Raw genomic sequence first — 13,525 nt, forward strand, 5'->3', positions numbered from 1 at the left:
ATGGCGAATTCAAGCGACAGGGTATCAGCCACTCATGTATACGATTAGCGAAGGTTTTGCTCCCTTCCGGGATTACCGGACCTGGTTTCGGATATGCGGCGATTTGCGTAATGGCCTCACACCGCTGGTGGTCGCCCATGGCGGACCGGGTTGCACCCACGATTATGTCGATGCATTCCGGGACATCGCCCATACCGGACGCGCCGTTATTCACTATGACCAATTGGGTAACGGCCGTTCCACCCATCTGCCGCAACAAAACCCGGATTTCTGGCGGCCCGCCTTGTTTCTGGCGGAGCTGGACAATCTCTTGCGCTATCTGGATATCGCGGAGGATTACGCGCTGTTGGGTCAGTCCTGGGGAGGAATGCTGGCGGCGGAACACGCGGTCGGCCGGCCGGAGGGGCTTAGCGCGTTGGTTATCGCCAACTCGCCGGCGTCCATGGCTCTCTGGTTGCGCGCCGCCGCCGAATTGCGCGCGGCGCTTCCCGCCGATGTTCAGGCCGTCTTGTCGGCGCACGAGGCGGCAGGCACCCTGGATAGCGCGGCTTATAAAGCGGCGAGCCAGGTGTTCTATCAGCGCCACGTTTGCCGCCTGGATCCCTGGCCGGAGGAAGTGCGGCGAACCTTTGACGCCATGGATGCCGACCCGACGGTGTATCACGCCATGAACGGTCCCACGGAATTTCATGTGATAGGCAGTATGAAAGACTGGACCATTATCGACCGGCTTTCCGCCATCCGCGTGCCGACCTTGCTGATTTCCGGACGCTACGATGAAGCCACGCCGGAGGTCGTTCAGCCTTTTGCCGACCAGATCGCCGGCGCGCAGTGGGTTATCTTCGAAAACTCCAGCCATATGCCCCATGTGGAGGAACGCGCGCTGTGCATGAAAACCGTCGGCGACTTCCTCACCGCCAACACCTGACATCCCCCGGGCCGAGGCTTGTCATCGGACCGTGGCGCCACGCGCGGCCGGTCTGGCAAACAGCCGTAAACGCGGCGGGAATAGGGTGGTCCGGCAATGTCCCGCCCGGTCCCCGCGGCAAACGACGCGAAAGGTTTCAGCGCGGTATCGCGGCGGCGTTGTCCCGCGTGAAGAATTGCAGGATCGCCGCCAGCAAAGCCGCGACGGAACCGACGACAAAACCGGCCAGATAGCCCTGGGCGTTGTCCCAGCCGCCGAAATGATCGATAAGCCACCCGGCCAGCGGAGAGGCGGGCAGTGTCCCCAGAAACGTCAGCATCAGCAACAGACCCATGGCGGAACCGGAGGCTTTCGGCGCATGATCGGCCATCATGGCGTAATAGACCGGGAAAACCGCGTTCAACCCCAGCCCCCACATGAGCAAAATGACCCATAGCATGCCGATGCCGGAAATGTAACTCAGGGAAAAAACGCAGATGGCATACCAGGCGGATAAAAATATCAATGTCTTGCGCCGGCCGATATGATCGGAAATATAGCCAAAAAACAATTGGCCGAACCACCCTGTGATATAGGGCACCACGCCAATGATCGCGCCGAAGGTATCCTGCTGGTGCATGGTGAATACCACATAGGGCGCCAGGAACCACAGGCCGACGGTTTGGGAAAAGTTGATCAGGCCCGCGCCAATCACCGTCAACAGGATATGGCGGTTGGCCAGCACATTTTTGGTTTCGGCCAGTTGCTCCCTAAAGGTCAGTATCGCCTCCGGTTCGTCGGAGGGCGCCGTCAGACCGTGGGCATGGGCGTAATCATTCACCTCGCGGTAGCTTTTGGGGGTGGCGAACATCCACAGCGCCAACGCGAGGATATAGCCGATGATAGGCGTGAACAAAAATACCAAACGCCAGTTATCGCTACCGAAGGCCGCCAATATTCCGCTGGCGGCCAATCCGCCGAGCAGCGCCCCGACAGGATAACCCGTGTGATGCAGACCAAGCGCGAATCCCCGATGTTCCCTGGGCCAATATTCGGAACATTGGGCGATATTGGTCACTTCGGCGCCGCCGGCGGCGCCCATTCCCAGCACGCGCCACAGGACGAATTGCCACAATTGCAGACAGGTGGCTTTAATCCCCACCAAAATGGAAAATGTGGTGAATACCACCATATACCACACCTGGCTTTTCTTTCTTTTCCAACCGCGACCGATTTTATCGGCGATAATACCCGCGGGCAACGCCACCAATGCGTAGGCTAGAAAAAACAAACTGACCAGATAACCCCATTGTACGCCGCTTAAATGAAATTCATTGATTATGGAGGGTTGGACACGAAACATAATTTCCCGGTCATTGGCATTCATTACCCATAATACCCATGTCAGGAAAAGCATAATCCAGCTCGCGCGAGCCCCCTTTGGTACCTTGAAACCAATCATAAAAACCCCCTGATTTTATTATTGATACCCGCCATAATTCACGTTGCCTGTTTGTTGGCGGCGTTCGCGCATGGATCGTACGATGCGACTCGAATTATTTACGATATGGAATGCCGGGCGACCTTGACGAGGTATGCAATAATATTTAATGAGACAATACCCATGCTCGCATAACAGAAACGCAGCAGAAAAACGGCATCGAATAGCCCCACCGTCGCCCAGGCAATAAGTAGACTAATCATCAGGCCGGCGACGATCATAAGACACAATTCACGTCGAATCAGCGCAATCGTGGATAGGCGCCCCGGCGATAATGGCCGTGATAACTTCATGATTTCACCCGCTTTAAATACCTCGTGCAGCCAGCGTTGCTGGCTGCGTTCATTCACCCCGGCCACCTGGCGGACTTTATTTAAAGTAGAGGAAACGTTCTCCCGGAACCATCAAGTGAAATTTATTGCCAGGATAGGACGACAACATATAATCCACGAAATAACCTGGGTTATCCGTATTACAGGTAAACATATCAAAGTGAAAGGGCAACAAAAGATCCGCCTGGACATGATTGGCAAGATCGGCCGCATCCCTGAAACTCATATTCGGCACAATACCCCTTTTGATTCTGGCGTAGTCGCCGCCGTTAATGGGTAACGCAACGATATCCGGCGCCAATGCCGTTAATTCCGCCTCCAGTTCCGGCGTGACCAGCGTATCGCCGCTATGGTAGAAAGAAAGTCCGTCAACGGTAACGACATATCCCAGAAAACGATCATGGCCCAGGACGTTTTTGTCGTAAGTACTGTGCGCCGAGGGAATGGGACGGACAGTAAAATGGCCGATGCTAAATGCCTCGCCGGTCACGGCGGCGCGCACATTCCCCTTGATAAGGGCATTATCCGCCTTGACTCTATCGGCATCAAACGAAGGAAGATAAAACGGGATATCCCCCCTGGCGACCGCGACGCGTTCCAATGTGGATAAATCCATATGGTCGTCGTGATAATGCGTGACGATAATGGCATCGGCGCAGAGAATATCCTCCGGGTCGACTACCGGTCCGAACGCCCTGACGAATTCCGTGCCGGGTTTATTTACCTCGATTGAATGGGTCAAATAGGGGTCGATGACCACTATGTCATTGGCGCTGTTTTTCAAAACGAATCCGGCTTGTCCCAAGCTCCAGATTGCCAGGGCGCCGTCAGGCACCCGGGTTTCCCGTAACTCATGCTGTATCGCTGATTTGTCGCGCAATGTATAAGGCATCATCTTTTTCTCTTTCACATAAGGTACGCTGTTTTCACACGGCGAGCGCCGGGATGTCCAGGTTGTCGCGCGGCTGGCCGCGATGGCCATAGCGCTGTCGTTCATGTCAGGCCCTTCAAGCGCTTGGACGCGCTTGCGATCATAACCAGCGCCGCCTGTTCCGCCGCATCGCCATCCTGGTGGCGGATGGCGTCGTACAGATCACTGTGCTCGCGTAATGTCAGCGGCATATTATTCCTGTCCGGCATATAGGTCCGTTCGAAAACCGCCCGTTGCAGGGAACTGATGGCAACGCCGAGCTGTTGCAACACCGGGTTATGCACCGAGTTCAACACCGCTTCATGAAAACGGATGTCCGCCTCGTTGAACGCATCGCGATCTTGATGGTTGGCTATCATATCGTTGAGCGCGGTTTCTATTACCGCCAGCTCGCTGGAGCTGGCGCGTTCCGCCGCCCACCGGGCGATGGTGGGTTCGACCAGATTACGGACTTCGCTCATGGCGGCGATTAACCGGGGGTCGTAACCGCTGGATAAAATCCACTGTAAAACATCGGTATCCAGATAATTCCATTGACTACGCGCCGCCACAAATGCCCCCCGGTAACGTTTTACCTCCACCAGACGTTTGGCCGTCAGCGTGCGAAAAACTTCGCGAATAATATTGCGCGAGGTCTGAAACTCCTCGCACAAATCGGCTTCCGCCGGCAGAGGGGCGCTGGGCGCATATTTCCCTCCGACAATCTGCCGGCCGATAGCGTGAATGATGCGATCTGTTTTGCTTAGCTCATGCGTTTTCATCATCAACTCCGGTGAACTGCAACGGTTGCGGTACATCCGTTTACTTTAACCATCCCGCCGGCGAACGTCGCTGATTGCCGTACAAAAATTCGCATTCACTCATCAGGCTTGTCAAGATTGTAGTGCAATTTACATATTAAATACTACAATATCGATCACAAAACCGACGATAGCCGGTAACGAAAAAAACCGGCCGTAGCGCGGCGAAGGGCGCCGAGGTTTGGTCGGCTCCGACTCTTATGTTGTTGATAGGCCTATGTGGGTCGGTGATAACCTCCGTCATACCCACCGTTGCCGCGCTTTGTCCTAGACTTTGCTTACAGCGTGTTTACGCCTTCCAGAACGCCTGCCCGTCGTCGCAAGGTAATTTATTGCCGCGTGCGATGTCCAAACAGCGCGCCCGCGAACGAATTATTGGATATTTTTGTTTGCTTCCGTTTTGCCCGGCGAGATTTGAGCATGATCACTTTCCCATAGTAGGTACTTTTCTAGTCTGTTTGTGAATAAAGACGAGGTCATTATGTTTCCCGAAGAGCGACGTAACGAAATCTACGCCTATATTGATGCGCATGAGCGGGCTTCCGTATCCTGGCTTGCCAGAGAATACGGCGTTACCAAGGAGACTATTCGAAGCGATTTGAACATTCTTGCACAGCAGGGGCTTATCACGCGTTGCCACGGCGGCGCCGTCGTTTTGCGCCGCAAATTGCGGTCCATGCTGATATCGGAGTCGGGCGGTAATTTCGAAGTACTGCTGAAAAAATTAAATAAACAGATGAACCGGCGCAAGCCGGCAGGCAAAGGCAGAGGAAAAATGAGAGGAAAGGTGTGTATTTTAGGTTCGTTTAACGTGGATATCGTGGCTCGCGTTGAACGTTTCCCCAAAGGGGGGGAATCCCTACTGGCGCGGGGAAGTTCTTTAGGGCCAGGAGGCAAGGGCGCCAATCAGGCCACGGCCGCCAGCCTGGCGGGCGCCCGGGTGCATTTCGTTTCCAAAGTGGGTACCGATCAGTTCAGCCAATTCGCCTTCGATCATTTATCCGCCTCGGATATCCATTCTTTCCGCCTCTACCAAACGGAACAAGAACCCACGGGTAACGCCATCATTTATGTTTCCGAGAAAGACGGCGAAAACATGATCGCCATATATTCCGGCGCCAACAAGACCTTGACGGACGCCGAGATCGCTGAAATGGCGCCGGAACTGGCCAGCGCCGATGTCCTGCTGCTGCAGTTGGAAAATAATCCCGATGCCACCTTGAGCGCCATACGGCTCGCGGAAAGCCTGGGCGTGCGAGTCATCATGAATCCGGCGCCTTATGCGCCGCATGTGCTGGACTGGCTTTCGCATATCGATGTGATTACCCCCAACGAAACCGAAGCCTCCCTGCTATCCGGCGTCGAGGTGACGGATTTGGATACCGCCCGTGAAGCGGCCCAAATTATTGTCGGCAAGGGGGCGAAACGGGTGATCATCACCATGGGTTCCCGTGGCGCGCTGCTCTACGACAACCATCAATTTCAACATATTGCCCCGTTTCCGGCGTTCAGCGTGGACACCACCGGGGCGGGGGATGCGTTCAATGGCGCTTTAGCATCAGCCGTCGCCGACGGGCAGACATTGGCTCAGGCCGCCACTTTCGCCTCAGCTTTTGCTTCGCTGGCGGTGGAGCGTGAAGGCGCTTCCAATATGCCCACCCGCCAGCAAGTCATGGCGCGGATGGGGCAACGTTAAACTGCGTTCGGATAGATTCAGGGGGTCAAATGGGCCCTGTCTGGTGAGGAAAAATAGATGAAAGAGATTGAAGGTATCGTACCGGTTATGCTTACCCCCTTCACCGCTGACGGCGCGGTGGATTACCCCGGGCTGGAAAAACTGATCCACTGGTATTTGGAACAGGGCGTGGATGGGTTGTTCGCGGTCTGCCAATCCAGCGAAATGCAGTTTTTAAGCTTGGCGGAACGGGTGGACATCGCGCGTTTCGTGGTGGAAAAAACCCACGGTGCCGTGCCGGTCATCGCTTCCGGCCATATCAGCGACGATATGGACAGTCAACGGGAAGAATTGATCGCTATGGCCGACACCGGCATCGACGCGCTGGTACTGGTGACCAACCATCTGGACCCGCAAAATCAGGGCACGGATGTGTTCATGACCCGGCTAAACACCTTGCTGGCATGTCTTCCCGCCGATTTGCCGCTGGGTCTGTATGAGTGTCCGGCGCCTTATCGCCGATTGCTCAGTGATGAAGAGTTTCAGTTTTGCGCGCACAGCGGCCGCTTCATCGTGCTAAAAGACGTCAGTTGCGATCTCGCCACCGTCACTCGCCGCGTACAACTGGCGCAAGGCACGCCGCTTCATGTCATCAACGCTAACGCCGCCATCGCCTGGCCGGCCATGCAAGCGGGTTCGCGCGGCTTTAGCGGCGTATTCACCAATTTCCACCCGGATTTGTATGTCTGGCTGTACCACCAGGGGTTATCCCATAAAACGCTGGCGGACGAATTGGCGGTGTTTCTTTCCCTGGCGGCGGTCAGCGAAACGCTGGGCTATCCGAAAAACGCCAAAATCTACCATCAGCGACTCGGCACTTTTACCAGCGAATATTGCCGGGTCAATAAAGACGATGTACTGGAAAAATTCTGGGGTCTGACGGTGATCCTTCATCAGATCCGTCAAGGCAGTGAACACTGGCGGCAAAAGATCGGCGACGCAAAAGGATTATAATATGAAAGATCTTACCTCTACCCTCGATCCGGCGCGCGCGACAACCCCGACGGCGTGCGCCTCGCCGCCTCCCATGCAGGAGGCTATCGCCCCCCCCGTCGCCGGCGCTGTTGGACGATTGCGTTGGGGCGTGGTGCTGATCTTATTGTTGGCCGCCATCGTCAATTACATGGACCGCGCAAACTTAAGTATCGCCAATACCACCATAGCCGGCGAATTCGGTTTCTCCCAGACCGAGATGGGGTTGCTGCTTTCCGCTTTCCTTTGGCCCTATGCGTTGTCCAATCTACCGGCAGGTTGGCTGGTGGATAAGTTCGGGCCAAAACGCATGTTCTCCTGGGCACTGTGTCTATGGTCGGCGTGTACGGTGGCGACCGCGTTTGTGAACGGGTACAGCTTTTTCTATGGCTTGCGTATGCTGCTGGGCGTGGCGGAATCCCCCTTCTTTACCTCGGGCATCAAGATAACCCACCGCTGGTTCGGCGAAAATGAGCGTGGATTACCCACCGCCATTATCAATACCGGCTCCCAAATCGCCAACGCCATTGCGCCGCCAATACTGACGGTATTACTGCTGTCTTTCGGCTGGCGCGGCATGTTTATCGGTATTGGATTGTTGGGGCTGCCGCTGATACTCGCCTGGTGGAAATTCTACCGCGATCCCGACGCTCGGGAAGATGCCCTGATTCACGCCGGCCATCGCTCGGTGAGCACGGCGGCTGAACGCCAGGTGAAAACCGACTGGGGTAGCTTGTTCCACCACAAAACCACATGGTTCATGATTATTGGCAATTTCTCCATCATGTTTACCATCTGGGTCTATTTGACCTGGTTACCGGGTTACCTGGAAAAATCCCTCGGTTTTAGTCTGAAGGCCACTGGCTGGATAGCCTCTATCCCTTTCCTGGCCGGTATTCTCGGCGTATTGGTGGGGGGAATGTTGTCCGATCGCCTGGTGCGGCGCGGGACCAGGGCGATTACCGCCCGGAAAGTACCGGTGGTCCTGGGTGCGGCGCTGGCGGCCTGTTTTGTGGCGCCGATCCCTTTCGTGAATAGTACCCCGCTGGCCATCGCACTTCTGGCGATGGGGTATTTTTGCTCGCAGATGCCACAGGGCGCGCTGTGGACGCTGGCCACCGATATTGCGCCCAAGGACCAGGTGGCTTCCCTGGGGGCGATACAGAACTTCGGCGGTTTTCTGGGGGCGGCCATGGCGCCGATTGTCACGGGCATCATTCTTGATGCCACCGGAAAATTCACTAACGTGTTCTTGCTGGGCGCCTGCTTGCTTATGCTGGGCGCGCTGAGTTATGGCTTGTTCGTCAGCAAACCGCTGGAACAGTCCCGGTAGTCCCGGACGGATCCGCCCGACCTGCCCGGGCGGAGGCCGTGCCGGCTGTCCGGTTGCGCGTATCGGCCATGGCGCCACGCTTGAAACGATACTGTCTGGTATCTCATTTTTTTAAAATATAAAATATTTTATAAAATTAACTTATTGATTATTCACATGTGTATCAGTTTATCAATTCTGAATTGATCGGACGCAGGAAATAAACGATACCAGTAAGTATAGTGATGGCATGGTTCCTTAGCGGACAGCCTGTCATGCCTTACTTGCTGCTTACCCTTGCCGCCCTGTTTTGGGGGGGAAACTACGTTGTGGGCCGCGTGCTGGTAGTCGGCGCGGATCCGGTTGCAATGACCGAAGCCCGCTGGGCGCTGACGGCCCTGTTGTTAATGGCGTTGTATCACAGGCAAGTCGCCGCGCATTGGCGCTTGTTGCGGCAATCCTGGCCCGTTATCGTGTTTCTGTCCGTCTTCGGCCAGGTATTGTTTCCGCTGACCCTCTATGTGGGATTGCAGTATACCACTTCGCTGAATGCGGCCATGTACATGTCGGCCACCCCCTGCATGGTGCTGCTTATCAATAAGCTGATCTTCAATGACCGGATTAGCCGTAATAACTGGGCCGGCGTGTTATTGAGTACGGCGGGTGTATTTTTCCTGGTTCTTAAAGGCCGTGTTACCGACTTCGCCGCGTTCCGGCACCTGAATCAAGGGGACTTATGGACCATGGCATCGGCATTGAGCTGGGCGTTTTACTGCTCGTTTCTGCGCAAGAAAAACAAGGCCATTCCCGGTAATGCCTTTGTGGCGGTCAGCTCCTGTCTTGGCGCGATTATCCTGTTGCCGCTGCTGGGGCTTTATTGCCTGACGCAATCGGGTATCGACTTCGCCTCCTACCATCATTGGGGCTTTCTTAGCGGTCTGGCCTACCTGGTCATCTTCCCCTCCTGGCTTTCCTATGTTTTCTGGAATCGCGGTATCGCGGAAATCGGCGCCACCCGCGGCGAAATCTATACCCATTTCATTCCGTTGTCGGGCGGGGTTTTCAGCTTGCTTTTTCTCGGCACGCGGCTGGAATATTTTCACATTGTCAGCGCGATTCTGATTGTCGCGGGTATTGGGTTATGTTCCCAAGAGCGTGCCGCCAATCGCGTTAAAGCCGTCCGCCCTCTGAATAAATAATGACCTTCAGCGCCATCCAGGCGGCCAGCGCGGGAGGGTTTTCCCGCGTTTCCATCCCCCGGCTCTGCGCCGCCGCGATGGCGCCGTCAATGAGCATCATGGCGATAAACGCCACGCGCTCGGCCGGTTCCGGCTTCAGGCATGTCGCCAGAATATCGCGAAAAAGCGCGATGATCCCCCCCTTGAGCCGGGAATTGATCTCAATGACCCGTTCGTTGTTGCGGCCGAGCTCCGCGACGGCGCGGGTAAACATACAGCCGTTGAAATCCGGATCATTGAACCAGCGATGATAAAATTGAAACAGGCAAAAAAGCCGTTCTTTTACCGTGGTGTATTTCGCGGCTTCCTGATTCAGCCCGGAGAGAAAAAACGCCAGTTTTTCCTCAAGCAAATTCACAATCAACGCGTCTTTGTCGGGGAAATGGCGATAAAAGGTCATTTTCGACACGCCGGCGGCTTCCACTATGCGATCAATGCCTGGCGCGCAATAGCCTTCCCGATTGAACAGACGAGCGGAGGAGACCACAATATCCTGTTTTTTGGAGGCCATCTTTTTCATCCCACAGGCAATGCCGTACCGCGCAGTATACCACCCAATCCCTCGGGTCGCGTCTCTGGCGGCGGGGCCGCGCGGCGATGACCCCCCCCTCATGATAAGCATTAAACCTTTTTATAACAAACTAACTCGAGTTAGCTCCTATCAAATAAATCAAACGGTTAACAAATAAGCAAGATCAAGGTCACACAAATGAGACAAAGCTTTTGAGTTTTTAATTGGCATAAATATACTTGCTAACTCAAGGTAGCATGTAATTTTGGCCCTGTTGACGCCAGGGTTTGGACACTGAGAGTGAATTAACCGGCGGTCCGGGCGGCGCCATCTCAACCTCCGGCGGCCGGGTAACGTATCTCGTCAGCGAACCCGGCCGCCGGCGACCCACCTTACCTTTGGTGCCGATACCGCCCGGCATGCCTGCTACGACGGCGGTTGCCAAATTTATCCGCGCAAGTACGACTACCCGTAAGGCGCCGCCGCATGCCACGGCGCGTCTGTGAGTACAATAAGGAGAAGGTATGCTAACGCTGAATCTGACGGCCGGGGAGACATCGGTTTGTGCCGGCGAACATGAAGTATTAATGGTGACCAATGCCGATTTGCGCGAACCCGCGAATAAGACTTGCTGGCCGGTGCAACAACGTTTTGAGCAAAAGTTGCAAGTCGCGCTGGAGAAATTGGGTTGGCGCATGAAGCGAGCGCATCCGGTGGATAGCGCCCGCGGTCATGGTTTTATCAGTTCGCAAAAAGAAGGCAGCGCGCTTTTCGCCGCCATTGATCCCGACGCGCCGTTGATCGTTCTCCTTACGGCCTGGCAATACTCCCACCATATTGCGCCGTCGTTGGCGCATCATCGGGGGCCGATACTGCTGCTGGCGAATTTCGACGGTACCTTTCCGGGATTGGTGGGCATGCTGTGCATGGCGGGAACGTTGACCAGCCTGGGAAAACCTTTCTCCCGGCTCTGGTCCGAGAATTTCGACGACGCCTTTTTCGAGCAAGGCTTGTCCACCTGGCTGCGCGATGGCGCTTTGCATCATTCCACCCAATATTTGCGGGATATCCCCGCCACCCATGCCCTGATGGCCAGCGCCGCCGGGCAGATAGGCCGGCAAACGGGCGAATATATCCTGCGCCACAAGGCCATCATTGGCCTGTTCGATACCCTGTGCATGGGGATGCTCAATGGCGTGTTCCCACAGCAGGCGATGGTGAATATCGGCTTGCCGCTGGAATCCCTGTCGCAGTCCGCACTGCTGGTGGAGATGGCGAAGGTGCCCGACGATATGCGCGAAGCCTGTCTGCGCTGGTACGAAGCGCGCGGCATGACCTTCAATTACGGCCACCGGCATGAAGAGGATCTGACTCGTCAGCAGGTGCTGGAGCAGTGCGCCATGATGATAGCCATGGCGCGCTTCGTCAAACGGTTTGGATTGACGGCCGTCGGGGTACAGTACCAGCAGGGTCTCAAGGATTGCTGCGCCGCTTCCGATTTCGCCGAAGGGGCGATCGGTAATGCCGAACGCTTCCCCATTCCGGACGAAAACGGCGAGATCATCTGCCCGGGCAAAGCGATTCCCTGTATCAACGAAGTGGACATGGGGTCGGCCATTCCGCAGGCCATGCTCTGGCGTTTGCTGGACGCGCTGGGCCTGCCGGCGGAAACGACGCTGCATGATATCCGCTGGGGCAGCGAATACAACGGCGTGTTCTATTGGGATTTGGAGATTTCCGGCGCCGTGCCCTTCGCCCATCTTAAAGGCGGTATCGCCGGCGCGACCGGCTATCGTCAGCCGAAGATGTTTTTCCCCAATGGCGGTTCGACCATTTGCGGCCAGGGAAAAGCCGGGCGGTTTATCTGGGCGCGCGCCCATTACCAGGGCGTCGGCGTGGTCATGCACATCGGCACCGGACACGGCGTAGAGCTACCGGCTGACGAATTCGAGCGCAGACGCCGGGCGACCAATTATGAGTGGCCGTTGCTCAACGCGGTATTGGACGGTGTCGAGCGGGACGATTTGATGGCGGGCCATCAAAGCAATCACCTGACGCTGGCCTATGTCGATGAGGCGCTGCTCCCCGAAGTGTTGACGGCTTTCGTCGCGCAGGCTTTGACCCAGGGTATCGACGTCAAGGTGGCGGGCAGCGCCGGCGGGCTGTTAATCACGTCCGGGGGCGACTGAATAAAATCCGCGGCGCCTCGGCGTCGAATCATCTTACTTTAGGGATAAAGCGGATCGCGGTATTGGCGCGATGGCCGCGGCGCGGCCGACGTTCGGTCGGGTATCCCGGCGCCTTTATTTTGCGTCGCGGCGTTTCACATCCATCATGGTAATGGCTACAGACAGGAGCAGGGTATGAGTAAGTGGTTCCCGGACGGGGTATGGCCGGTGATGCTGACCCCTTTTAAACACAGTGGCGAGGTCGATTACGCGGGATTGGCGCGATTGGTGGAATGGTATATCGACCAAGGCGTGGCCGGGCTATTTGCGGTTTGTCAATCCAGCGAGCAGTTTTTTCTTTCGCCGGCGGAATGCGCCAAGGTCGCCGAAGCGGTGAAAACGGCCAGCCGGGGGCGTGTGCCGGTTATCGCGTCCGGCCATATATCCGATACTATCGACGACCAGATAAACGAATTGCGGACCATGGAACAAACCGGCGCCGAGGCGCTAATCCTCATCACCAACAGATTGGCCAAAGAAAATGAAAGCGATGAACAATGGATAAATCATTGCCGGGCATTGCTGGATAATCTCGATCCGCATACCGCGCTCGGGCTATATGAATGCCCCTACCCTTATAAACGATTATTATCAGAAAAAGTGATTGATTTCTGCCTATCCACCGGGAAATTCTATTTTATCAAAGATACGTGCTGTGACGCCAAAATGTTGCAGCGGCGGATAGAGCAAACCAAAAACAGCCAGATAAAGATTTACAACGCCAACGCCACCACGCTACTGGCCTCGCTCAGAATGGGGGCCGCGGGTTACAGCGGGGTGATGGCCAATTTCCATCCCCGACTGTATGTCTGGCTATGTGAACATTACCAGGATGCCAAAGCGGACGAACTGGCGGCGGAACTGTCCATCATGTCGCTGATTGAACGGCAATATTATCCGGTTAATGCCAAATATTATCTGTCGGATGTCATTAAATTGCCGATGGGCACCGCCAGCCGTCAGCAGGATGAACACGGTCTGACCGATACCTATAAACAAGAGGTACGCTACATTTCCGCCCTCACAAAAAAACTAGAAAAGCAGTTTTATTAAGGAGT

At 55.6% G+C, this 13,525-nt stretch carries 12 protein-coding genes; 7 read left to right on the top strand and 5 right to left on the bottom strand.

Features of this window, described 5'->3' with window-relative positions; all coding sequences use genetic code 11:
* Positions 1-34: 34 nt before the first annotated feature.
* A complete protein-coding gene (locus tag FCN80_RS18335) occupies positions 35-928 on the top strand; it encodes a proline iminopeptidase-family hydrolase (RefSeq protein WP_136991617.1) in 894 nt (297 codons plus the stop codon).
* 136 nt (positions 929-1,064) lie between these two features.
* On the opposite strand, the gene FCN80_RS18340 is transcribed toward FCN80_RS18335, so the two are convergent.
* From FCN80_RS18340 to FCN80_RS18355, 4 genes are all read right to left on the bottom strand, one after another.
* Complete coding sequence (locus tag FCN80_RS18340; RefSeq protein WP_136991618.1) at positions 1,065-2,369, bottom strand: MFS transporter; 1,305 nt, start codon at positions 2,367-2,369, stop codon at positions 1,065-1,067.
* Between the two features lie 98 nt (positions 2,370-2,467).
* Positions 2,468-2,758, bottom strand: a complete 291-nt coding sequence (locus tag FCN80_RS18345) for a hypothetical protein (protein WP_136991619.1) — start codon at positions 2,756-2,758, stop codon at positions 2,468-2,470.
* 19 nt (positions 2,759-2,777) lie between these two features.
* Entirely contained in the window at positions 2,778-3,737 is a 960-nt protein-coding gene (locus FCN80_RS18350; RefSeq protein ID WP_136991620.1) for an MBL fold metallo-hydrolase, read from the bottom strand.
* Positions 3,734-4,432: a FadR/GntR family transcriptional regulator gene (locus FCN80_RS18355; RefSeq protein WP_136991621.1), complete on the bottom strand. Its 699-nt coding sequence runs from the start codon at positions 4,430-4,432 to the stop codon at positions 3,734-3,736. The genes FCN80_RS18350 and FCN80_RS18355 overlap by 4 nt, the downstream gene beginning before the upstream one ends.
* 520 nt (positions 4,433-4,952) lie before the next feature.
* Between FCN80_RS18355 and rbsK the strand changes: the two genes are divergently transcribed.
* The 4 genes from rbsK to FCN80_RS18375 all read left to right on the top strand — a co-directional run bounded on the left by rbsK (position 4,953) and on the right by FCN80_RS18375 (position 9,689).
* Positions 4,953-6,167, top strand: a complete 1,215-nt coding sequence (gene rbsK, locus FCN80_RS18360; RefSeq protein ID WP_136991622.1) for a ribokinase — start codon at positions 4,953-4,955, stop codon at positions 6,165-6,167.
* Between the two features lie 57 nt (positions 6,168-6,224).
* Positions 6,225-7,160, top strand: a complete 936-nt coding sequence (locus tag FCN80_RS18365) for a dihydrodipicolinate synthase family protein (protein WP_136991623.1) — start codon at positions 6,225-6,227, stop codon at positions 7,158-7,160.
* A 1-nt stretch (position 7,161) separates the two neighbouring features.
* Positions 7,162-8,511, top strand: coding sequence for an MFS transporter (locus FCN80_RS18370; protein ID WP_230492771.1), 1,350 nt, complete (start codon positions 7,162-7,164; stop codon positions 8,509-8,511).
* A 254-nt stretch (positions 8,512-8,765) separates the two neighbouring features.
* A complete protein-coding gene (locus tag FCN80_RS18375; protein ID WP_136991624.1) occupies positions 8,766-9,689 on the top strand; it encodes a DMT family transporter in 924 nt (307 codons plus the stop codon).
* On the opposite strand, the gene FCN80_RS18380 is transcribed toward FCN80_RS18375, so the two are convergent.
* Entirely contained in the window at positions 9,661-10,239 is a 579-nt protein-coding gene (locus FCN80_RS18380; protein WP_136991625.1) for a TetR/AcrR family transcriptional regulator, read from the bottom strand. The genes FCN80_RS18375 and FCN80_RS18380 overlap by 29 nt on opposite strands.
* A 524-nt stretch (positions 10,240-10,763) precedes the next feature.
* On the opposite strand from FCN80_RS18380, the gene FCN80_RS18385 reads away from it, so the two are divergent.
* Complete coding sequence (locus tag FCN80_RS18385) at positions 10,764-12,428, top strand: signal transduction protein (RefSeq protein WP_136991626.1); 1,665 nt, start codon at positions 10,764-10,766, stop codon at positions 12,426-12,428.
* Between the two features lie 174 nt (positions 12,429-12,602).
* On the top strand, positions 12,603-13,520 hold the full coding sequence (locus FCN80_RS18390) for a dihydrodipicolinate synthase family protein (protein ID WP_136991627.1): 918 nt from the start codon (positions 12,603-12,605) through the stop codon (positions 13,518-13,520).
* The last annotated feature ends 5 nt before the right edge of the window (positions 13,521-13,525 follow it).

Origin of the sequence: Martelella alba (genome assembly GCF_005217455.1) — a bacterium.
GTDB lineage: Bacteria > Pseudomonadota > Gammaproteobacteria > Enterobacterales > Enterobacteriaceae > Acerihabitans.

Bases quoted from the DNA above. Each gene is read 5' to 3' on its own strand.
- FCN80_RS18385 (WP_136991626.1), top strand. From the start codon at position 10,764: ATGCTAACGCTGAATCTGACGGCCGGGGAGACATCGGTTTGTGCCGGC.
- FCN80_RS18355 (WP_136991621.1), bottom strand. From the start codon at position 4,432: ATGAAAACGCATGAGCTAAGCAAAACAGATCGCATCATTCACGCTATC.
- FCN80_RS18375 (WP_136991624.1), top strand. From the start codon at position 8,766: ATGCCTTACTTGCTGCTTACCCTTGCCGCCCTGTTTTGGGGGGGAAAC.
- FCN80_RS18370 (WP_230492771.1), top strand. From the start codon at position 7,162: ATGAAAGATCTTACCTCTACCCTCGATCCGGCGCGCGCGACAACCCCG.
- FCN80_RS18365 (WP_136991623.1), top strand. From the start codon at position 6,225: ATGAAAGAGATTGAAGGTATCGTACCGGTTATGCTTACCCCCTTCACC.
- rbsK (WP_136991622.1), top strand. From the start codon at position 4,953: ATGTTTCCCGAAGAGCGACGTAACGAAATCTACGCCTATATTGATGCG.
- FCN80_RS18350 (WP_136991620.1), bottom strand. From the start codon at position 3,737: ATGAACGACAGCGCTATGGCCATCGCGGCCAGCCGCGCGACAACCTGG.
- FCN80_RS18380 (WP_136991625.1), bottom strand. From the start codon at position 10,239: ATGGCCTCCAAAAAACAGGATATTGTGGTCTCCTCCGCTCGTCTGTTC.
- FCN80_RS18390 (WP_136991627.1), top strand. From the start codon at position 12,603: ATGAGTAAGTGGTTCCCGGACGGGGTATGGCCGGTGATGCTGACCCCT.
- FCN80_RS18335 (WP_136991617.1), top strand. From the start codon at position 35: ATGTATACGATTAGCGAAGGTTTTGCTCCCTTCCGGGATTACCGGACC.
- FCN80_RS18340 (WP_136991618.1), bottom strand. From the start codon at position 2,369: ATGATTGGTTTCAAGGTACCAAAGGGGGCTCGCGCGAGCTGGATTATG.